Consider the following 22,340-nt stretch of genomic DNA (forward strand, 5'->3'; position numbering starts at 1 on the left):
GTAAAGCTCGTAGTATTCATGGATTTCTAAGTGGAATTTATGCTTCTTTATGTGCATACCAATTAACCCATCGAAATAAGCCAACAATTCAAATTATGAAATCATTAGCTTAAGCAGGATTCGGGTTTGAACTAAGAATTTCTTGAACCAATTCTGTTGAGTCATCTAAAAATAAATAATCAGTATCATTCAAAAGTTTTTGATGATATTTAAGAAAACCGTAAAAACCATATTTCATAAGACTATGCTTATCTAATTCTGATACACCTAGAACGATATTTATTTCCTCTTTATTTTTAGAAATTTTCCCATGTAAAAAATCAACACCTACTGTCCCATACAAATGTTCAAATGTACTCGTATAATTAAAAGAAAATACTTTATCTATTCCACTCATTTTTAATAATTTCAAATCATTTTTCATATTAGGTGTTTTTTTTTGAAAACAGACTCTCGATCAAAAGCAAATATTCATTAAATAATTGAGAAAAATTATTTAAATTACTCTGTAAATGATTTTCAACTGCTTCGAATTTAATTTTTTTATACAGTTTATTTTCTTGAATAAATTTTTCTTTTATTTTATATGTGACATCTGACCATTCATCATTAAAGTTACATTTCCCCCAATTACCGTCATCTAACCATTTATAAAAATCACAATTCAATATACCCAATAAATCCAATACTCTAGATGTATGCTTGTTAATCAATATACTATTTTTAGCCTCCTCATTATGTGTAATCACAGATGTAAATTGGCTGTTTTTTTTAGCTATATTCTCAACGGCTAAAAAAAATATTGAAATCTCATAAAGAGCATTTTTAATTTTATTTTCAAAATCAATCCAAGATTTTACCTCCCTAACATGATCTGAAAAGTATTGATACCACACATTTTCTTTTAATTGTTCCTTTAACTTTTTAATTTGATCAACTGAAATTTTTACTTCATCAGTTTTGTATAGTGCTTTTGTATGCTGAAAAAAACTGTTTTGCCATTCTGCACCAGATTCTTCATCTTTATACCAATAATCTTTTTCAAAAAGATCATCAAATCCCATATCACCCTTAGCTTCATCCCAGTTATCTATGGCATCCATTGCCACCATAAAATGATCATACTTCGTCGGCAAATAATGTGACAAATCAAAACCATTTCCGACAATTAAAATATTCATTGTTCTTATTTCCCCAAAACAAAAAAGCGCATCCACCGATACGCTTTTTATGAGGCATAGCAGCCTAACTTTCAACCATAAATCAAAGATTTATTAAGGACATTTTGCTGTCTGGAAAGACTTGGTATTTTTCCCGCGCATACACTGATATTCCTTCTGAGTGTCAATACGTTTCCATTCCTCATCAACCAGTTTAAAACTATAAATTGTACGAATTGAACGAACAGAATCGTCATTTAAACCTGTTTCAGTCACTTTTACCTGAGCGGCAGTCGGTGACTCAGTACGGTTAAAATATTGACGAACCTCAACTGTTGCCAAGTTCTTGCGTAATTCCGGACGCTCTTTTAAAACCTGCTGCATTGGCGTATCAGATGAACCAAGATTCACTTTAGACGCTAATTTTTGAGTCGTGGCACAGCCCGACATCAACCCCAAACAAATTACAGAGGTAGATATTAAACGTAACATTGGGAAATCTCCCCCATAAAAAAAAGACATCGCATCTATGATGCCATGCCTTTTTTCCATACTCGATAACAGTTATGTAGTCATCGGTAAAAAGAACTTACAGGTTGAATCTTAAAGATCAAACAATTTACCCGGGTTCATAATACCGTTTGGATCGAATACCTGTTTCAATGCTTTCATATATTCAATTTCTTCAGCAGAACGCGAGTACTCAAGATATGGCTTTTTGGTCATACCAACACCATGTTCCGCAGAAATCGAACCATCATATTTTTTCACGGTTTCGAACACGTATTTATTCACCACCTGACATTTGGCAAAGAATTCATCTTTACTTAAATCAGCAGGTTTCAAGATATTTAAGTGCAAGTTACCGTCACCAATATGACCGAACCAGCAGATTTCAAAATCAGGATAATTTTCCGCCACAATTGCATCAATTTCTTTAATAAATGCAGGAACGTGAGTAATGAGTACTGAAATGTCATTTTTGTACGGCGTGAACGGCGCGATTGATTCAGAGATATCTTCACGTAAACGCCATAAGCTGTGTACCTGTTCCAGGCTTTGGCTCATTACACCATCCAGCACCCAGCCCTGTTCCATGCAATGCTCGAAGATTTCCATCGCCGCATCCATGATCGGTTCAAATGGTGCTTCAAATTCAAGCAATACATAGAAAGGACAAGCCGTTTCAAATGGACGTTGTACGTGACCATTGTCCAGCACTTTCTGCATTGCGAGTTCACCAAAGAATTCGAATGCGGTTAAATCAATTTTCTTCTGGAATGCATGCAGTACCGGCATGATTGCATCAAAGTCTGGTACGCCTAGTACCATCACTTGCAAGTCATGCGGTTGACGCTCAAGCTTGATTTCCGCTTCAGTCACCAGACCTAAAGTGCCTTCACCACCAATGAATAAATGTTGCAGCGCATAACCGGTCGCATTCTTGATCATGCCCTTGTTCAGACGCAGGATGTCACCTTTACCTGTGACAACAGTCAGACCCAGCACCCAGTTACGGGTCATGCCGTATTTAATCACTTTAATACCGCCGGCATTGGTACCAATGTTGCCGCCAATTTGTGAGGAACCTGAAGATGCGAAATCTACCGGGTAGTACATACCCTGTTCTTCCGCGTAGTTCTGCAACTGTTCAGTCACCACACCCGCCTGTACACGGACCATACGGTCTGCCGGGAAGAATTCCAGAATCTGGTTCATCTTCTCCATGCTCACCACAATTTCACCGTTGGCTGCTACAGCACCCGCAGATAAACCGGTACGACCACCTGATGGGGTAATTGCCACACTAAACTGGTTGGCAAGTTTTACAATCTGTTGCACTTGTTCGGTGCTAGATGGAAAAACGATGACCGACGGGTTTGGATCGAAATGTTTAGTATGGTCTCGACCCCAGTTTTGCAGGCTATCCGCATCTGTCTTAATGCGGTTTTCGCCGACAATGGCTGTCAATTGGGTTAATAACTCAGGTGTTAAAGCGACTGGAGCATTCATCGTTTGCAGACCTAACAAGAAATATACAAGTGGTGGATGGTCTATAGATCATTCATTTGTAAAAGGATTTACAAGAAAATGATGGCTTGGACCGGGCGTGAAGATAAAATCAACAGCATGACTGTGACCGATTTCACTGCCCGACATTATAAGGCATTTTCTACTGAAACCCCGCAGAAATAAGCATTTTCACAATCTCGCCTTAAAAATTACAGCTTTAGTTAAACCAAAATCTGTCGTCAACGGCATATGTGTGGCAAAAATACCTATCCTCTCTGTCATAAAGGAAATGTATATAGACCCTTCTCGTATGTTATCATATCGCGACTAAATTTGGCCTTTGTAGCGGAGCCGTAATGAGCCAACATCTTTCACTGCCTAAAGATAAAATTCGTTTCTTGTTGTTAGAAGGCGTTCATCAAAACGCAATCGACACTTTAAATGCTGCTGGATACACCAACATCGACTATCGTAAAACTGCGCTTGAGGGTGAAGCGTTGAAAGAAGCGATCAAAGATGCCCACTTCATTGGTATTCGTTCACGTACTCAGTTAACTGACGACGTATTTGAAGCAGCCAACAAGCTGATCGCTGTTGGCTGTTTTTGTATCGGTACCAATCAGGTGAACCTCAATGCTGCGATGATTCGTGGTATTCCAGTATTTAACGCACCATATTCAAATACCCGTTCAGTGGCTGAACTGGTACTTGCTGAAGCAATTCTATTGCTTCGTGGCGTACCTGCTAAATCTGCTTCGACTCACCGCGGTGGCTGGAACAAATCTGCAGTAGGTTCATTTGAAACTCGTGGTAAAACTTTAGGTATCGTGGGTTACGGTTCAATCGGTTCTCAACTTTCAGTTTTGGCTGAAAGCATGGGTATGCACGTGATTTATTATGATGCAGTGACCAAACTTCCGATGGGTAATGCGCGTCAAGTCGGCACTATGGGTGAACTTCTTGCCAATGCAGACGTTGTTTCACTGCACGTTCCAGACGTACCGTCAACCCGTAACTTCTTTGGCAAAGAACAGTTTGCACAAATGAAAGAAGGTTCTATCTTCATTAATGCTGCACGTGGTACATGTGTCATCATTGAAGATTTGGCTGATGCGATCAAATCAGGTCACATTGCTGGTGCAGCGGTTGACGTATTCCCTAAAGAACCTAAAGCAAACGGTGAAGAATTCGTTTCTCCACTTCGTGGTCTGGATAACGTGATTTTGACACCTCACGTGGGTGGCTCAACCATGGAAGCGCAAGCGAACATCGGTCTTGAAGTTGCAGAGAAATTTGTAGCGTACTCTGATAAAGGTATGACGCTTTCTGCTGTGAACTTCCCGGAAATCGCATTGCCATTGACTGAAGGTAAACACCGTTTACTGCACATTCACAAAAACATTCCTGGCGTGCTTTCTAAAATCAACAACCTGTTTGCTGAACACGGCATCAACATTTCTGGTCAGTCTTTAATGACTAAAGGTGATGTGGGTTATCTGGTCATGGACGTAGATGCAACCGCATCTAAAGAAGCACTAGATACGCTTCACGAAGTTGAAGGTACGATCCGCGTTCGCGTATTGTTCTAATTTAAGATTTTGAAAAAACCACAGCATTCGTGCTGTGGTTTTTTATTTTTTAAGATTTTTAAACTCTGGCATTTTGCCCATCTCCCGCTATTCGAGCAATCGAAACAAATTTAGTTTATGCCAAATTTTAAAATCGTTCCTGCTGTACAGGCACCGCTGATCCTGCTCATTGCCATGATTAGCATGCAAAGCAGTGGTTCCTTTGCCAAATACCTGTTCGGCCAGTTTCCCATTCTGACCGTTTCAGCCATGCGCCTGCTGCTTGGCTCGCTCATTTTGGCACTGATTTTTAAAATCTGGCAGATCAATTTCCGACAGGTTAAATGGTTGTCGATTATCGGCTATGGCTTTGCTCTGGCTGGTATGAACATGCTGTTTTACCTGTCGATTGATCGTCTCCCCCTCGGCATTGCCGTATCTTTTGAATTTATTGGCCCCTTGAGTGTCGCACTTTATCATGCCCGACAAAAATTCGATTTTATTTGGGTTGGACTGGCCATACTTGGTCTGATTTTACTGTTTCCTTTTGATCAAGCCACGCAATCACTTGATCCGATCGGTATTTTACTTGCGCTTGGTGCAGGTGCCTGCTGGGCGCTGTATATCGTTGCGGGTCAAAAACCGTCTGGCGTTTCAGGTAATCACACAGTTTGCTTAGGGATGTTTGTCGGCATGCTCTGTTTAATGCCTATCGCATTGTTGACCGGCATGAGTTCCATGGTCTTTGAACCGCAAAATTTAATCATGTTTGCCACTTTAGCTGTTTTAGCCAGTGCGCTACCCTTTACTCTAGAGATGATTGCCTTACGCAATTTGAGCGCACTCAGTTTTGGCACATTAATGAGTGTTGAACCCGCAATTGCAGCGTTATCCGGCTTTATCTTTTTAGGGGAACAACTGCTGTGGACACAGTGGTTAGCACTTGCTGTCATTATCACGGCTTCGATTGGTTGTACCTATACCACTCAGCAAGCCAAAAACAAAACTGAAGATAAAACCAGGGGATAAAAAAAACCGTGCAGTTGCACGGTTTTTGAATGCTTAGATTCTTAAATGAATCGCATTAAGTTGGCACCCAGCACATTGGGATGCTGTCCTTCGGAGGATTATTCGAATCTAATTCAACATTATTCATTGTGGCATCACACCACTCAACTTGATCAAAATCAAATTGAATTTGATTATCTTCATAAATAGATTCAGAGCTCCAATAATCTAATTTTTGCAAATTACCCTTTTCAAGCACACCATCCGCACTGACCCATGCCCAATCTACTTGTGATTGTGGTGGTATTGGCAAATAAACGCTAATCCGCTGATTTAACGGCAAACGATATTGCTTATAGAAACTCGGCTGCTCTACATTGCTTCCCGCACTATAACTATAATAGTTGCCTGTTAAATTCACCGTGCAATATGACGGTACCGCTTCAGATGAATTACAGCGCAGGCTGACTTTATACTGATCAAACAGTTTTGTTGTCTCCCTCAAGGTAATGGTAACAGGACCTTTTAAAGCTGAAGTCACAGAGCCAGTTGCCTGATACACAGCCGCACCTTGTTCATAACGTGCACTTGCTGCAGTCCAGGTCAAATTGGTGGCATTCTTCAGTCCAGAAATAATTCGACCACCTTCAGCTGGGACAGTAAAGGCTATACCATTGAAATCGCCAGAGCATGCTACCGCTTTTTTCTCTGCTGTTACACATTTGACAAAGTTATCTGTAGTTGGTGTACCCAAATCAATAATGACTGTGCCCGTTGTGCCAGAAGTCTTTTCACCAATCAAGGTACCGGATTCATCTTTTGCAGTCCAAAGGATTGAACCGTCTGATGGCATATTGATGACTGTTGAACCTTCTGAAGGAATGGAATTCACTTTGGTAAATGATGAACCATCGTCCAATTTTACTTGAGCAGTGACATGACATGGAACCGTAACTGTTGCTGACTTACATTGCACAAATACTTTGCCACCATTATCAAATTTAAAGTCCCAATTCCAGGTAGAAAAATGCGAGACCGTTGCATGAACTGCCAGACCAGTACTGGAAGTCTGTGATGCAATCACTTGCCCTTCACCCTCTTCTACCCATAGGCCTTTTGCTTCATCAAAATGCCACATTGGAATTTTTGACCCAATAGCCAAAGCTTGATTATTGATACTGGTTAACGGCAAATCCATCTGAATATCAGCAGTTTGACCTTTTGCAAGTTGTAGATGATCTCCAGCTGCATTTTTAAAAGTGGCCGTAATCATCCCTGCACTAATTAAATTCGTTCTATTGCCTTGTGCATCAATCGCCTCACCATTGGCTGGCATGGCATTTAAATCGGCTGACTGAATGTCCCACGGGCTAAATTCAACTGTTACTGGCCCGGTAGCAGGTTGACCATTCGGCAGCACAAAAGCATTTGCCGGAATGGTGATTTGAGCATGGCTATAATCAGACTCAATGATTTGTGCATCTTCAATATTTGATACAGCAACACTTTGTTTAATACTCAGTAAATTCGCTGTGATATGTGCCAAATCCTTTACATTTACCAATACCGACTGATTAATAAATCCTGCACGGCTTAATCGAACAACAACTGAATTGGTCGATTGTGGAAGATTAACTTTGAATGCAGCCAAACCATTTACATCTGTTTTAAAAGTTTGCCCTGCAATCGTAATTTCGACATCACTTAAAGCAGTACCTTGTGCAGATTGAATTAAAGCAGAAACAGATTTTTCAACAGTTACTTCACCTTTTACCGGTTCAGAACTGGAATCGCTATTCGAACCACAGCCTGTTAACGCCACCCCAAGCATACAAGCAAAAGCCATATACTTTAATTTTGTTGTCAGTATCATTGTTATTTTTCCATTAATTTTCAAATAATAAAAAAGCTGTTTATTATTATCTTTTTGATTACTAAGCACAATTTATCTGTATTATTCACATGATTAATAATTTTTTAAATACTCATAACTCCTTTATCAGGCACTAGAATTGCTATAATCGGCGCACTTTAAATCTTTACACCAGATTGTGTGCTACATGCCAAATTCACAATTTCTTGCTGTAGTGTTCATGGTGTTATCCATGATCTCCTATCAAATCAGCGCCTCATTTGCCAAACAGCTGTTCGAAGTACTTGATCCACTCACTGTAACGATTTTAAGACTGTCCTTTGCTTCAATCATCATTTGCGTAATGTTCCGTTCATGGCAAATACTCAAACGTCTTTCCTTTTTAAAATGGCGAGATTTACTTTGCTATAGCGCAGCACTATGTTTAATGAATGTGCTTTTTTATATGTCTTTGGGCAAGCTTCCACAAGGCATTGCCGTTGGACTCGAATTCATTGGCCCACTTGGGTTGGCACTACTTTCGATTAAAAATCGCAGTGACTACATTTGGGTCTTCTTGGCCATTTTAGGAATTGCATTGATGGTGCCATGGGGACAAACGCAAGGCGATAACTTCTCGCTGCTTGGTGCAGCATGTGCTTTAGCGGCGGGACTGTGCTGGGCTTTTTATATTTATTTTGGACAAAAAGTGGTACATCAGCATATTGGCATGCATGCTTTAACCATTGCCATCAGTTTATCGGCATTGACACTATTACCGATCGGACTCTATCACGATGCACCGGCCTTAATGGAAACCCAGTACTGGCCCAAAGCCCTGTTAATTGCCATTCTTGCCACCGCCATTCCCTATGCACTGGATTTAAAAGCCTTAAAGATTCTAAGCAAACTCAGTTATGGCACCTTGTCTAGCTTGTCCCCTGCACTAGCCGCTATTACAGGGATGTTGTTATTGGGTGAAAGCATTGGCATGTGGCAATGGCTGGCACTGGTCTGCATTATGTCAGCTTCAGTCGGTGTCACCTTGCGTTCTTCAGCGAAAAATTGAAATCTGCAACCTGAATGATCAATAGACTGCTTTCATAAGTCATTTTTCGATTAACACAAGTGGTTTGTAAGGCCAAAATTAAAAAATAAATTCTAGGAAATATTGGATTCATGAGTGTGGCATGGATGCCACACGTTTCCCATCACGACAAGGATGTCGTGTATGGGAAACAAAAGGTTTTTGTCTACTTTTGACCTTTCAAAAGTAGAGATAATGCCTACACAAAGACATAAAAATTAAATCAATAAACCGAGGCAGTACTAATTTAAAAAAATCAAATACCAAACATGTTTTGATCTATCCAAATCATTTCATTTATCAACATCAAAAAGATGGCTTCAAACCATTTTTTTAATTACACATACTCAGGTCAAACTGTCTTTATTCGCTTTCTTGTATTTCTTATATTCCGCCAAATATTGTTTGGCTAAACTTTCCTTTTGTTTTTCATCTAAGATTTTACCCGCTTGCTGAAAAAAGCCGTGTTCTTCCTCCTGCAAATGATGATGTACCGTTTCAGATAACTTTTTCGCAATTGCCAACCAACCCGGATTACTAAATTCAGTTTCCGTCAGTTGCTCTAATAATTCATCCATTTCGTGATGTTCCGCCAACGCATGACGGGTGATGTTTAGACCGGAATCGGTCATCATCAACGGGATGTAAAAATAACGATCTTCGCCAACGGCATGGGCAAATAACTCATTTTTGAGCAGCTCAAATAAATCTCGACGTTCAGGTGTATCCCCTGAGGTTTGAATGAGTTTTTCAGCAAGTTCACGTTGCTTTTCATGACTTTGGCGTAAAGCTTCAAATATATTCATTGTAATGATGACCTCTGATGCTTAGCTAATTGTGCATTATGAAATTTAATTATTATCCACAACTCAACCGAGTCGCTTATTTTTCATACTAATCGCTTCAGCAACAGAATTCAGCTACGCTCTGTTAAGATTTGTTCAAGCCTGTCCTGTAAAGGTCTGATATCCCAAACGAACAATTAACACACTCACTAAAATTAAAAACAAAATCCGGATAAAGCCACTACCATATTTCAAAGCTGCCCGAACACCAACGACTGAACCGGCGACATTGGCGACTGCCATCATCAAGCCTAAACCAAACAGCACATGACCAGTGGGCGCAAAAAAACTCAGTGCCGCCAGATTAGTGGTTAAATTGGCAACCTTGGACAATGCAGAGGCATGCAAAAAGTCTGCTTTTAAATAGCGAATAAAAAAGAAGATAAAAAAGCTGCCGGTTCCCGGACCAAAAATCCCGTCATAAAAACCGATGGCCAAGCTACCTACAGCAGCCAGCAGCAAAATTTTTGTGGTTAATTCCTGTCGTACATGTACCTGCCCAAACTGCTTTTTCATCAAGGTATAGATGGCAATCACAATCAGCATAACCAGTACAAACGGTCGCAGGATTTCCTTCGGAATCATGGTGACACAGGCCGCTCCGGCAAAAGAACTGACAAAGGCACAACTGGCGATCACCGCCAGTAGCTTCCAGCGCAATTTGACTTCACGTACAAAGGAATAGGCAGCCGATGCCGTACCACAAATGGAAGACAGTTTGTTAGTCCCAAACACGGTTGCCGGCGACAGCTGCGGCATGGCATTCATAATGGCTGGAATTTGAATCAGCCCTCCACCTCCTACTGCTGCATCGATTGCACCGGCAAAAAATGCAAAAAACAGAAGGCTTAAGATAATTTCAATTTCCATAACTCTACTTCAACAATTACTCGAGATTTAACACACGTTTCGGCACCAGGCGCTGACGATCCGTAATTTCCGCCAGACCCAGACATCTTTCACCATCAAACACCAGTACCTGAGCTTCCGCAGCATGCTCAATATTACTTTCCATACCGCGACTAAAATATTCAGCCCGACCTTCAGGTACCTGAACTTTAGGAAAATGATCTACCGGTGCATACGCTGGCAGTAACAATGCTTCACGCTCAAGTTCGGTCAGACTTTCTAAATACTCGATAGTATATTTGGGAATCAGGTCAAAATGCCCCGTTTTAATCCGGTGCAAATAAGTCAAATGCCCAAAGGTATCTAAGGCTTTGGCAATATCCTCACCCAAAACCCGAATATATGTACCTTTAGAACAGGTTATATCTAAAGTCAGACTGTTTTCGGTAAACGACAATAACTCGATGGCGTCAATGGTGATGGGGCGTGCTTCACGTTCAATCTCAATGCCTTTACGCGCAAGCTCATAGAGAGGGCGACCTTCTTTTTTCAGCGCCGAATACATGGGTGGAACCTGCTGAATATCCCCATGGAAATTCGCCAATACCTGTTCAATCTTTGCTTGAGTCAGTTCAGGCACTGCTTGTTCTAGTAAAAGCTCACCTTCAACATCACCCGTTGTAGTGCTATGCCCTAACTGGATGGTGGTTTGGTAACGCTTGGTTGAATCCAGCAAATAATGGGAAAATTTAGTCGCCTCACCCAGACAAATTGGTAACAGCCCAGAAGCCAGAGGATCCAAAGCGCCGGTGTGCCCCGCTTTTTGTGCCCGATATAACCAGCGGACTTTCTGCAAAGCAGCATTTGAACTGATACCCAAGGGCTTATTCAGTAAAAAAACACCGCTAATATGGCGGCGTTGAATTTTAGTCGAGGTTTTTTTCATAACACTGATCAGGCAAAGATGAACGCAGGTTATGGTAACAACCGCTTGTCAGTATTTACAACTTTTCTACGCGCTATTTAGTGGTTTAATGTTTAATGTCTCATTAAGTTCTATTTTTAGACTATAAAAAAACGGTAAAAAAAGGTTGCATAGGAAATGCATAAATATAAATTATGGGTCCTTTTGGCTCTGATTATTGCTTGCTTGGGCGCACTGCTCGTCTGGTTAGCTCCATCTCAATCTAGCGCTGAAAAAACAGATTCAATGCAGGCAATAAAGCTGTCGAACAGTCCTGCCACAGAAAAAATGCCTGCCAATATAACAAATGACCGGACTTTTATTAGCCGTAGCCAACAAGACACTGAAATCAATTGCCAATTACAGTTAGACAATAGCAACCACCTTATTGTGAATGAACAGACCCGCAACTGTTTTGAATATTTTATTACCGAATATGGAGAAAAGGATATCAAGCAAATCAAACATGATTTCAAAGCTTATATCCAGCAAAATTATAAGGCTCCAGCACTCACACAAATCCTAGATTTATGGGATCGCTATATGGATTACCGGCAAAAACTGGGTAATTTACAGCCACCGAACATCGACAAAGAAGATCCCCAATATTATCAAAGCGTTTATGCAGAGATGAAAAATCTGCGCAAACAGCTTTTCTCCGACTATGAAATTGATGGCTTATTCGGTATTGAAGACACCTATCACGAATACACCTTGAAACGTATGGCCGTATTGGCAGATAACAAGCTAAACGAAGCACAAAAAGCGCAAAAATTAAAAGATCTGTTTAATCAGCTTCCTGAGGACTGGAAAGAAAATCTTGAACAACTCAATAAATTAGAAGACCTCAGAAAACTCACTGCAGACATTAAGGCACGAGGTGGTTCTGCAGAAGAAATCCACCGCATGCGTATGAATCTGGTCGGTCCTGAAGCGACACAACGTTTAGAAACATTAGATGTTCAACGCAGTGACTGGAAAAACAAGGTTAATAACTACTTGAATGAACGTGACAATATTATGAAGAGTGGCATGAGTGACAATGCCAAGCAGCAAGCGGTTCAACAATTAAGAACACAGCATTTTAGCAAACCTGAAGAACAGCTTCGGGTCGGAACTTTTGAATCAATTCATGATCAGGGAGGAAAATTACCATATAGCGAGTAATCGCAATGTAGCTCATAAGGTGATCAGACTATCACCTTATTCATATGTTGATATGAATAAAAAACAAAATCATTTAAGGAAAAGTTGATGAAAACTTTAAAAAACAAAAAAGCAATTCTGCTTGCGGCAATGACCGCACTTGGCATGGGTTTTACCGCTGAAACACAAGCAGCAAAAGGAATTTTACAAATCACTGAAACGGCAAAATCAGATTATGCAAAAACCAAATATCCAATCGTCATGACACATGGCTGGTTAGGTTGGTCACGTATTGGTAATGATAGTTTCAATATTGATTATTGGTATCAAATTTTGCCAGATATGGCACGTAATGGTTCAACTGTTTTTGCTGCACAGTTATCCCCTGCCAATACCACCCAGTTCCGCGGTGAACAACTGATTACTCAAGTCGAAGAAGTCATGGCCATTACCGGTAAAGACAAAGTGAACCTGATTGGTCACAGTCATGGCGGCCCAACTGTACAGTACGTAGCAGCCGTAAAGCCGCAATACGTAGCCTCAGTCACAGGTGTAGGGGGAACTTACCGTGGCTCTAAGGTTGCAGATGATATTCAAGGCAATAGTCTTAGCCGCACTGCCTTCAATATTTTAGGACAATATATTGTTGGACCACTGTTAACCTGGGCTCAAGCCAATCCAGACATTCCGGTAGACTTTGATGCTTCGATGAAATCTCTCACCGAAGTTGAATCGGCAAAGTTTAATCAGCGCTTCCCTACAGCAGCTTTAGCTTCTGACTGTAATAAGAGTGGAGCCAAAGTTGATAAAGGCATTTACTACTATTCTTGGGGCGGTACTGCACAAACGACGAACATTCTGGATATTGATACCATTCTGATGCAACTTGGGCCATTATCTTATGGCAACAAAGACAACGATGGTATGGTTGCACGTTGTAGTACACATATTGGACAAGTTATTCGTGATGATTACAACCTGAATCATACCGACTTGGCAAACATGATGTTTGGTCTGAAAGGACTGTTCGCTCCAGATCCAGTGGCTCTATTTAGACAACATGCAAACCGTTTAAAGTTACAAGGTTTATAAATATCACTTAACTCATAAGAGATGAATTCTCTTATGAGTTCTTTGTTCAACAACATTTGTTACATCTCTATATTTCACTGATCGATAACTTATCGTTATTTCATTCTGCCTTGCTCAATAATCAATATGACAATCAAAATTGTCTAAAATAAAAGTCGCTAGAAAATAAAAAAATGAGGATTTTTTATGAAATATGGATTATTAGTTGCTGGTTTAATCACAGCGGCAACATTCAGTCACGCTCAAGCATCCAACACTTCTCAGGTCACTGAAAAAGTGACGTCCGACTATGCCAAGACCAAATACCCGATTGTTTTTAGTCATGGTATGGCTGGCTTTATTACAGTAGGAACAGATCAGTTTGGCTTGGATTACTGGTATCAGATTTTACCTAATCTGGCACGTAATGGTGCCAATGTCTGGGCAACTCGGGTCTCACCTTTCAACTCTTCAGAAGTGCGTGGTGAGCAATTGCTACAACAGGTACAGGAAATCGTTGCTATCACGGGCAAGTCTAAGGTGAATCTCATTGGCCACTCTCATGGCGGTCCAACCATTCGCTATGTAGCCGGTGTAGCCCCCCAACTGGTGGCTTCGATGACTGGAGTAGGCTCACCCAATAAAGGCTCCCCGGTTGCCGACCTGATTCTCAAAGCTGAAGGAACACCAGTTGAAACACCTTTGGTAGGAATGGTGAACTTGGTTTCCAAGGCCATTACCTGGGCGCAAGGACTTGATCCGAACAGCTTCCCGCACGATGCGCTTGCCGGGGGTAAAAGTTTGACCCTAGCAGGATCAGCATTGTTCAACAGTAGATATCCGATTGGTATGCCAACTACAGCCTGTGGCGAAGGTAAATTTATTGATCAAGGTATTTATAACTATTCATTTACTGGCGTAGGCACGGTGACCAATTTACTTGACCCTGACAGCGCTTTAAAGGTTACAAGTCTGCTAATTGATGGCGGTAAGGAAAATGATGGTCTGGTATCCCGCTGTAGTGCGAAATTTGGTAAAACCATTCGTGACGATTACAACTGGAACCACTTAGATGAAGTCAACCAGGTCTTGGGACTAAAAAGCATCTTTGCTCCAGATCCGGTAGATGTATTCCGTCAACATGCCAACCGCTTAAAACTGCAAGGTTTATAATGCCCTTAAATTTCAGACATAAAAAATGCGCCAAAGGGCGCATTTTTTTACTCGTATAAAACTTAAAATTAAGCTTTAGTTTTACGAGCTGGTAATTTTTCACGAATACGTGCAGCTTTACCAGACAATTCGCGTAGGTAGTAAAGTTTAGCACGACGAACGTCACCACGACGTTTCACTTGGATACCAGCAACGATTGGTGAGTGAGTTTGGAATACGCGCTCAACACCAACACCGCTAGAAATTTTGCGTACTGTGAACGCAGAGTTCAAGCCACGGTTTTTCTTCGCAATTACAACACCTTCAAATGCTTGAAGACGTTCGCGGTCACCTTCTTTTACTTTTACTTGAACTACTACAGTATCACCAGGTGCAAACGCAGGGATATCTGATTTTAACTGAGCATTTTCAATAATTTGAACTAAAGGATGTTTACCACTCATTGTGGGAATCTCCAATATGTGCGGGACAGAAGAGGTCTGTGCTACCGCTGGGGATAGAGGCTAAATCGCGTATCGACCCGTTTATCTTTCCCTTTATTGCTGATGTTATTCAGATCAATAAAGAGCCTATTCATTAATACTTAAATAAAATTTAAGTAGTGACTCAAAGCACAGCTTCTCGCCTTGCGCTCGGACAAAGTATGACTTTGTTCATCCTCGCTCATCTTTTAGCCATTTCTTTTGCTGCTTGGTCAACTCTGCTTTTTCCACCAACTCAGGTCGGCGTTCAAGGGTTCGTTGATAACGCTGCAAAAACCGCCATTTTTCAATATTGGCATGATGTCCTGACTTCAACACTTCAGGAACATCCAAACCTTCAAAATGGTCTGGCTTGGTATATTGCGGGCAATCTAAAAGACCATCCACAAATGAATCTTGCACGGCGGATTGTTCATCAGACATTGCACCCGGAAGTCTCCGAATAATACTGTCCAGTAAAACCATCGCAGGCAGTTCACCACCCGACAACACGTAATCACCAATCGACCATTCCTGATCAACATAATGCTGGATCAAACGTTCATCGACCCCTTCATAACGACCACAGAGCACAATCAATCCATCGTATTCGACAAACTGCTGTACTGCAGGTTCGTTTAAGGTTTTTCCTTGCGGCGACATATACACCACAGGAACCTGAACACATCCTGCTTGCTTTGCAAGCTCTTTGGCATGGTTAATCGCTTTTGACAGAGGTTCTGCCATCATCACCATACCTGGACCACCACCAAATGGACGTTCATCCACTCTTTTGTAGTTGCCCTCAGCATAATCGCGAGGATTAATACAAGTGACTTGTACTATTTCACGTTTTGCCGCACGCCCGCTAATACCGTAGGCTGTAATCGCTTCAAACATTTCAGGAAAAAGCGTAATAACTGCAAAAAACATCGCAGATTCCTCTACTTTCCGAATGCGTTCATCCTTTAAGGATTAGTAATCTACGCCCCAATTCACGTAAATACGACCAGCTTCAAGATCAACTCGCTGTACCACATCTTTGTGCCATGGAATCATTCGCTCCTCGCTATCAACGCTGTCTGGTGTTGCGTGAACCACCATTACATCGTTAGCACCGGTCTCAAACATTTCATGGATTTTACCGAGATTTACTTCTTGTTCAGCATCATCCAAACCTAACACAGTTAAGCCTTTCAAATCTGACCAGTAAAACTCATCCACACCTGGTTGAGGAAGTTGCGATTTTGAAATCCAGACATTTGCGCCAACCAAGCCATCTGCTGCAGTGCGATCGCTCACACTTTTTAAGCTGACAACCAAGCCTTTACCATGCGGTTTCCAACGTTTTACATCTACTGTTTGCCAACCTGCTTTGGTCTCTATGTACCAAGGAAGATAGTCAAAGATGTTGCTCATAGGTTCTGTATTGGAATAGACCCAGAGCCACCCATTTAATCCATATGCTGAACGTAACTGTCCAATCTGAATACGATCTTCGGGAACATTCTGTGTTGGTGTCATGGGCTACCTACTACAATTAAGCAGCAGCTGCAGCTTTCTTAGCTTGAGCAGCTAAAGAAGCAACACGTTCAGACGGTTGAGCGCCTTGAGCAACCCAATGAGCAAAACGATCAGCATCTAAACGAAGTTTTTCTGCTTTACCTTGAGCTGTAGGGTTAAAGAAACCAATACGTTCGATGAAACGACCGTCACGCGCATTGCGGCTATCAGTTACAATAACTTGATAGAACGGACGTTTTTTAGCACCACCGCGTGCTAGACGAATTACGACCATGTTAATACTCTCACATGTTAAAAAAGCTTTTTAAGTTCGAATGAACTAAAAAGGCGAATATTTTACGATATATTCGCCTAAAGGGAAAGATCAAAAAGTGTTTATCCACAATTTTGAATTTAGATTGTATCAGTCATTCCAAGTCGAATTTGCTGAAAGTACACAAGCAGTAGCACCCTTAGCCCAGAATTTTTGACCTTGGTCGTTTAAACATATCCATCCATTACCGACTTGACCAGTTCCCGATTTGGGTTTTGCAATTAATAACCAGGTACTTACCTGAGCTGTGGCTGCAGTCAAAGCAACTCCACTTGCATCTGTTAATTCAATATCATAAAGGGCTTTTGTTTGCGGTATTGTATTAGCTCCATAAACATTTATAGCCGTTCTATCAGCATAATTATTATTTGCCATTTTATAAGTTTCCAAATTACGCGCTATTTGCATCATTTCTGATTGAGCATTCACCCGCTCTGTTCGAACTTTATAATTGGTATAAAATGGATAGGCCATAGCCGCTAAAACACCTATGATAACAATAACAATCATTATTTCTATCAGTGTAAAACCTCGTTTATACATATTATTTACCATCCCTCACTTCCAGTTGCTACAGAACCACAATTTGCTTCATCTGTAACACTATTTTTGTACTCAAGAAGTTCTTTGGCTTTATTTTTACACCGCACACCCGTGCTACTCATCAAGAAATTATAATTTTTTGTATCATTAGTTTCCGCTTTCATGACCCACTTTCTCCCCTTTACCGAAGGCCTTGGTGGAGTGCCTGAGCCCATAGCTGTCAGTAATTTAGTTGGGTCATCACCATCTTGAATCGTAATAGTATATTTTACAAGAGAACCCGTTGCTCCTCTGGGTAAAGTAACTGAAGACATCGCACTACTTTCACCATATAAAAAATTAGGATTAAAACCTCTGTAAGTAAAATTTTTCGATTTATGTCGTTCAAGTTGTTCTGCAATCTTTTGCATTTCCTGTTGTGCCATAGATGCGTCTGATCTACGGGTATACTCAAGATAGCCAGGAATAGCAATTGCAGTAAATATCCCAACAATCACCAAAACTACAATTAATTCAATTAAAGTAAAGCCCCTTGAAGAAGCCCCCAACCGACTGACAACGTCAGCCGGTCGAGGAAAAATTTGATTCTTTTTAATTATTTTTTCCATTTTTCATACCACCGGGTTGGGTTAATGGTAGGAATGCATTTCCACAATCCTGTACCTTTTTCATTACCAGCGATTGTAAAATTAGGACATGAGCCATCTGTAGTTTCCTCGATCGGTGCTGGGGTAATACCTACAATACCTGCGCCCAAAGTATTGTCATTACACTCGGTTACACCCACTGGACAATTGACCTTTTTGGTTTTAAAACCAGTATCCTGCTCCTCACTTGTATTAACTGTACCATCAGATTTCAGACAAACACCGTATGGCAAACAATAACGTTGACGGTTTGTTTCCCCCACTACACGAGGCAAGCAAGGGTTTTGTGGGGCAATACCAGTACCTTGAGGATCATAAACTGGTACCAATAAATTGCCTGTTAATGCAATCGGTTCTTCAAATGCTTTCAATCCACCCGTGATACGGAAACTATTATCAGCACGTTCTATCCCTAGACTGTTACTTGAAAGCGAACGATACCAACCATTTTTAGTTGCAGATGTCCCAATAAAGAGATTTGGAATATTCCCACTTAATAGCTGAGGATTTTTTTGCAAAGTTCTGATATCAATATTTTGAGTCGTTAAAGTGAAGGCTGTCCCATCTGAATTATTTGCTTCAGTAAATAAATTTTTCTTAATAAAATCACGATCAATCAAACCATAGACGTTATTAACCAGACGATCATTTAGTGCCGTTGTTGGTAACATACCCTCACGACCAACGATAGGATAGACATCTAATGGTGTACTACGGTTACCCGCTGCAATACCGACCACAATAAAGCTTGATGCTCCTTGATCATGAATAGTTACTGTTGGTGCTTCATAGAAACGTGGATTTTTTCCTCCTGTTAAAGCTGTGCCAGATGAATCTGTTGCTAAATTCGCTAAACGCACCACTCGCTTACCAAAATTGGCCGTTGTAGTTCCTGAGGTATTGTTTAAATCTGCACGGAAGACTTGACCACCTAAATCACCAAAATATAAATGATCAATCAAGCCATCACCATTACGGTCAATTGCACTAATACGACTCACAATACTGTGCTTTATGTCCGTATTCGCTGTACCAATACCTGTTACAGTATTACTCGTCCACCACAAACGCTCACCAGTTGTAGCATCAACAATATAAACTGCATTACCTTTAGCCATAGTTTTTGTTGTACATGATGAATTATCACCGGTAGTAACCAAGCTAAATGTAGGATCTTCATAACATGTATCATATCCACCACCAACAATCATGACGCGACGAATTGCATTGTTATAACGAATGTTCGCAAGCACTGGTTTAGACCAAGATTGTCCCATACGGCTAAAGTCAGTTTGATCGCTACCTATTCTAAACAAAAATTTAGGTGCAGTTGGATCGAGTACATTTAAAGCATAGTAACTTTCCCCACCCATACGTAAACCGCCGTATACATTCATTCGGCTTGCTTTAACTGAACTCGTGTCGGTCGAAGTCGTTGCTTTTTGGGCCACATATAATGAATCAGCAACCCATGCTCCATCCAGACCTGCGACAGGTGCATTATCGTCAGTTTGGCCCTTTACCAAAGCTTTTATGGCAATGCTATTGCGAAGAAGTTCGGCAGGTACAAATACCATTTGTTCTACACCTGTACTACTGTCGACAATATGTAAACCACCTTCCATAGTTCCGTAAAGGATAGATTGACTTCGTGTAGAAGTTAAATTACCTGAAGCATCCAATGTACCCGAATAAGTCATCTGAACCGGGAACGAATGAATACTTCCTCCCATCGCTAGATATGGAGTAGCTGAAAGTGTCAGAGCCGATGGCAATGCTGTAGCAGTCGAATCCAGAGGTACGCTATAACCCAAATAATTCAATAAAGCTTGCCTAGTTGACAAAGGCATATCTTTTAAAGTGGTTTGATTATTAAATTTATCAAGCACATATGTAGCTGTACCTGTTGTTGGCAAAGGTCCTTCAGGAATGCGTAATAAACTTGCACCATTACTGGCACCCGTTAGAGTAGTACCACCAGTTGCAGCAACATCAGTAAAGAGTTTACGAAGATTATCTGGATTTGCAGTATATGCATATTTAATCGGATTAGTCGTTAAGTCTTCCGTTTGGCCACTAATAGGCATAGGTACACGTGAATATGCTCCACCTAAACCAATAATACCGCCATCATTATAGCTTTTCGTATTGTAGACACTATTACTGTTCCACAAGTCTTTAGTTCCGCTTTTGAATGAACCATCTGTGTTATAGACAAGTGTTGTACCATTAGCTGCTGCAAAAGCACCTGCGTTAGCACCCGTCAACAAGACTTTATAACGTTTCAGATTACCCGCCCAAGACATTTTACTACCTTGCGGATCAGGCTCCAATGCACGCAAATACCCATAAGGCTGTAATCCCGATGGGCTTAAAGCATCAGCAGGTACAGATATCGCACCTGTAGTTAAAGGTGCTAAAGGCACCTTACCTATATTATTAATAAAGGCAATAACACTATCTGTCACACCTTGAGCTGTTTGAGCAGTAAAAAATCCACCATTACCATACCCTGGAGCAGCCACAGCATTTGTCGCTTGGTTAGGAGAACAAGCATCATCTCCTGTACGATCGCTTTGCGTTCTAGATGTCAATTTGCAAGCATTGACTACATCAGTTGAACCTAAGTCAGAGAAATCACTACCAAACCCAACAAAAGCTGTTTGGATAGGCACATTCACAGGATTGGTTGCATTAGCTGCAACAGTTTGAATAACTCCACCATTAAATAATTTTTTGGCGTAGTTACTCATACAATGCCAATCTCGAGTACCACTTAATGCACCTGCTGCAGAACAATCAAATGTTGTACTATTTAAACTCGCGTTCATGATAGAGTTAAGGGTAGCATCAGTTTTATCTGTGGGTTGACCATCTGAAAGGATATAAACACCTTGTCCATCACAACTCACCCGATCTTCCGCTACCGGTAATGGAGAAGCATAACTGAGTAAATCTGTTTTTTTAGAACTCGCAACTGAATTACTAAACCCACTATAAGCATTAGTACCAGTTTGCATCTCATTTTTATAATAGATAATGTCACTACCACTATCATAATTGCCTTCTTGGGCCAAATCAGCCGGAACTGTAGTTCCTAAAGAGACCCACCCTGAAGAATTACATTTTTGAACTTCAGCATTAAAATCGGTAGAACTAAGACTATTACACTTATAATAAGTCGAAGATGTAGCAGCACCATAAACTGGAGATGCATTGATATAATCCCCGCGATAAGGTGGATTTTTTTTACTATTATAGTTTTCATAACAACGTTGGGGAGTTGTATCAGTTCGCTTATAGGTATAATCAGGATTAGGGCACGAATAATCTACAATTGACCTTGTTGATACCTGTTTATAAACGTCCACAGCAATTTGTACAGATGCAACCGTTGAAGTTCCCATTAAATACGCAGCTGCTTCTGCATAAGCAGCTGCAGTAGGCGTTCCCCCACTAGCGGTTAAATCTTTAACAGCAGTTTTAATTGCATTTCGCTGAGTTGAATTAACAGTCCCTAATACACCAGCAGGAACTAAAATTTTCCCAGCGTTACCTGAACCACCAACTGAATAATGCCCCAACCCCACCCGTACACTGGTTAATGTTGGGCTAGAACTATCCAAAAAAGCAAACATGCCGTCCTTTAAACGCGAAATACGGTCATAACATTTTAATGCTCCCGTCCGTGTACTGTAACTTCCATCAGCATTTTTATTCGGATTATAACAAAGGTCTTTAAGTCTTTGATAATTTGAAGAACTTAAGGTAGAGTGGGTTACAGAACAATAAGTTCTGGTATAAGTATAAGGGCTACTTCCACCTGTTTCTGTTTGCACAGTTGAACGATCAGAACACACCTCATAATCCGCATAAATAGAGTTACTGCTACTATTTACCCCCATTGAACCCGAAGTATCCAGCATCATGACAATAGTTTTTTTTCCTGCTGTCGGCACTGCATAGATTTGCATATCACTTGCTTGCACGACAGATGATGCAATTAACATCGTTCCTGAAAATGCCCAAATAAATGAAACACCATATTTAAAATGGTGAGTATATTTTTTGAGACCTGACTGCTGTCTTTGATTTTTCATCTTAATTATCTCCCCA

Annotated in this window: 21 protein-coding genes and 1 pseudogene; 7 read left to right on the forward strand and 15 right to left on the reverse strand. The window is 40.8% G+C overall.

All coding sequences use genetic code 11. The annotated features are described in order from the left end of the window. A pseudogene (locus tag FB6_RS01275) lies at positions 1-113 on the forward strand (IS982 family transposase); the annotation flags it as partial. On the opposite strand, the gene FB6_RS01280 reads toward FB6_RS01275, so the two are convergent. The 4 genes from FB6_RS01280 to FB6_RS01295 all read right to left on the reverse strand — a co-directional run bounded on the left by FB6_RS01280 (position 110) and on the right by FB6_RS01295 (position 3,173). After that, complete coding sequence (locus FB6_RS01280; RefSeq protein ID WP_174558268.1) at positions 110-424, reverse strand: AbiH family protein; 315 nt, start codon at positions 422-424, stop codon at positions 110-112. The pseudogene FB6_RS01275 and the gene FB6_RS01280 sit on opposite strands and share 4 nt — an antisense overlap. 1 nt (position 425) lies before the next feature. Continuing rightward, entirely contained in the window at positions 426-1,181 is a 756-nt protein-coding gene (locus FB6_RS01285) for an AbiH family protein (RefSeq protein ID WP_174558269.1), read from the reverse strand. 93 nt (positions 1,182-1,274) lie between these two features. Further along, entirely contained in the window at positions 1,275-1,652 is a 378-nt protein-coding gene (locus FB6_RS01290) for a hypothetical protein (protein ID WP_174558270.1), read from the reverse strand. 111 nt (positions 1,653-1,763) lie between these two features. Further along, the gene (locus FB6_RS01295) at positions 1,764-3,173 is read right to left on the reverse strand and encodes an FAD-binding oxidoreductase (RefSeq protein ID WP_174558271.1); all 1,410 of its coding nucleotides are present in this window, start codon (positions 3,171-3,173) and stop codon (positions 1,764-1,766) included. Between the two features lie 356 nt (positions 3,174-3,529). Between FB6_RS01295 and serA the strand changes: the two genes are divergently transcribed. Next, on the forward strand, positions 3,530-4,762 hold the full coding sequence (serA, locus tag FB6_RS01300; protein ID WP_174558272.1) for a phosphoglycerate dehydrogenase: 1,233 nt from the start codon (positions 3,530-3,532) through the stop codon (positions 4,760-4,762). Between the two features lie 117 nt (positions 4,763-4,879). Further along, positions 4,880-5,770, forward strand: a complete 891-nt coding sequence (locus FB6_RS01305) for an EamA family transporter (RefSeq protein ID WP_174558273.1) — start codon at positions 4,880-4,882, stop codon at positions 5,768-5,770. A 55-nt stretch (positions 5,771-5,825) separates the two neighbouring features. On the opposite strand, the gene FB6_RS01310 is transcribed toward FB6_RS01305, so the two are convergent. Then, the gene (locus FB6_RS01310) at positions 5,826-7,622 is read right to left on the reverse strand and encodes a hypothetical protein (RefSeq protein WP_174558274.1); all 1,797 of its coding nucleotides are present in this window, start codon (positions 7,620-7,622) and stop codon (positions 5,826-5,828) included. Between the two features lie 187 nt (positions 7,623-7,809). Between FB6_RS01310 and FB6_RS01315 the strand changes: the two genes are divergently transcribed. Next, positions 7,810-8,670, forward strand: coding sequence for an EamA family transporter (locus FB6_RS01315; RefSeq protein WP_174558275.1), 861 nt, complete (start codon positions 7,810-7,812; stop codon positions 8,668-8,670). 365 nt (positions 8,671-9,035) lie between these two features. Here FB6_RS01315 and FB6_RS01320 read toward each other — a convergent pair whose 3' ends face one another. The 3 genes from FB6_RS01320 to truB all read right to left on the reverse strand — a co-directional run bounded on the left by FB6_RS01320 (position 9,036) and on the right by truB (position 11,328). Further along, the gene (locus FB6_RS01320; protein ID WP_174558276.1) at positions 9,036-9,494 is read right to left on the reverse strand and encodes a hemerythrin domain-containing protein; all 459 of its coding nucleotides are present in this window, start codon (positions 9,492-9,494) and stop codon (positions 9,036-9,038) included. Between the two features lie 135 nt (positions 9,495-9,629). Next, complete coding sequence (locus FB6_RS01325) at positions 9,630-10,403, reverse strand: sulfite exporter TauE/SafE family protein (RefSeq protein WP_174558277.1); 774 nt, start codon at positions 10,401-10,403, stop codon at positions 9,630-9,632. A gap of 16 nt (positions 10,404-10,419) precedes the next feature. Next, entirely contained in the window at positions 10,420-11,328 is a 909-nt protein-coding gene (gene truB, locus FB6_RS01330) for a tRNA pseudouridine(55) synthase TruB (RefSeq protein WP_174558278.1), read from the reverse strand. A 156-nt stretch (positions 11,329-11,484) separates the two neighbouring features. Between truB and FB6_RS01335 the strand changes: the two genes are divergently transcribed. From FB6_RS01335 to FB6_RS01345, 3 genes are all read left to right on the forward strand, one after another. Beyond that, positions 11,485-12,513 (forward strand): lipase secretion chaperone, encoded by a 1,029-nt coding sequence (locus FB6_RS01335; protein WP_174558279.1) that lies wholly within the window; start codon positions 11,485-11,487, stop codon positions 12,511-12,513. A gap of 87 nt (positions 12,514-12,600) precedes the next feature. Beyond that, positions 12,601-13,584 carry an esterase/lipase family protein gene (locus FB6_RS01340; protein WP_174558280.1) on the forward strand — a complete coding sequence of 328 codons (984 nt, stop codon included), beginning with the start codon at positions 12,601-12,603 and terminating at the stop codon, positions 13,582-13,584. A 186-nt stretch (positions 13,585-13,770) separates the two neighbouring features. Further along, entirely contained in the window at positions 13,771-14,736 is a 966-nt protein-coding gene (locus FB6_RS01345) for a lipase family alpha/beta hydrolase (RefSeq protein ID WP_174558281.1), read from the forward strand. A gap of 68 nt (positions 14,737-14,804) precedes the next feature. Here FB6_RS01345 and rplS read toward each other — a convergent pair whose 3' ends face one another. The 7 genes from rplS to FB6_RS01380 form a co-directional block, all read right to left on the reverse strand. Next, a complete protein-coding gene (gene rplS, locus FB6_RS01350) occupies positions 14,805-15,179 on the reverse strand; it encodes a 50S ribosomal protein L19 (protein ID WP_174558282.1) in 375 nt (124 codons plus the stop codon). Positions 15,180-15,389: 210 nt separating this feature from the next. Then, entirely contained in the window at positions 15,390-16,130 is a 741-nt protein-coding gene (gene trmD, locus FB6_RS01355) for a tRNA (guanosine(37)-N1)-methyltransferase TrmD (RefSeq protein ID WP_174558283.1), read from the reverse strand. A gap of 42 nt (positions 16,131-16,172) precedes the next feature. Continuing rightward, positions 16,173-16,721: a ribosome maturation factor RimM gene (gene rimM, locus FB6_RS01360; protein WP_174558284.1), complete on the reverse strand. Its 549-nt coding sequence runs from the start codon at positions 16,719-16,721 to the stop codon at positions 16,173-16,175. Positions 16,722-16,737: 16 nt separating this feature from the next. Then, positions 16,738-16,995 (reverse strand): 30S ribosomal protein S16, encoded by a 258-nt coding sequence (gene rpsP, locus FB6_RS01365; RefSeq protein WP_068912833.1) that lies wholly within the window; start codon positions 16,993-16,995, stop codon positions 16,738-16,740. A gap of 129 nt (positions 16,996-17,124) precedes the next feature. Beyond that, on the reverse strand, positions 17,125-17,589 hold the full coding sequence (locus FB6_RS01370) for a type IV pilin protein (RefSeq protein ID WP_174558285.1): 465 nt from the start codon (positions 17,587-17,589) through the stop codon (positions 17,125-17,127). Further along, positions 17,583-18,185 (reverse strand): type IV pilin protein, encoded by a 603-nt coding sequence (locus FB6_RS01375; protein ID WP_174558286.1) that lies wholly within the window; start codon positions 18,183-18,185, stop codon positions 17,583-17,585. Before FB6_RS01375 ends, FB6_RS01370 begins: the two co-directional genes overlap by 7 nt. Continuing rightward, on the reverse strand, positions 18,173-22,324 hold the full coding sequence (locus tag FB6_RS01380) for a pilus assembly protein (RefSeq protein ID WP_254592176.1): 4,152 nt from the start codon (positions 22,322-22,324) through the stop codon (positions 18,173-18,175). Before FB6_RS01380 ends, FB6_RS01375 begins: the two co-directional genes overlap by 13 nt. Between the last annotated feature and the right edge of the window lie 16 nt (positions 22,325-22,340).

This window comes from Acinetobacter bouvetii (genome assembly GCF_902753875.1).
Lineage (GTDB): Bacteria > Pseudomonadota > Gammaproteobacteria > Pseudomonadales > Moraxellaceae > Acinetobacter > Acinetobacter bouvetii_A.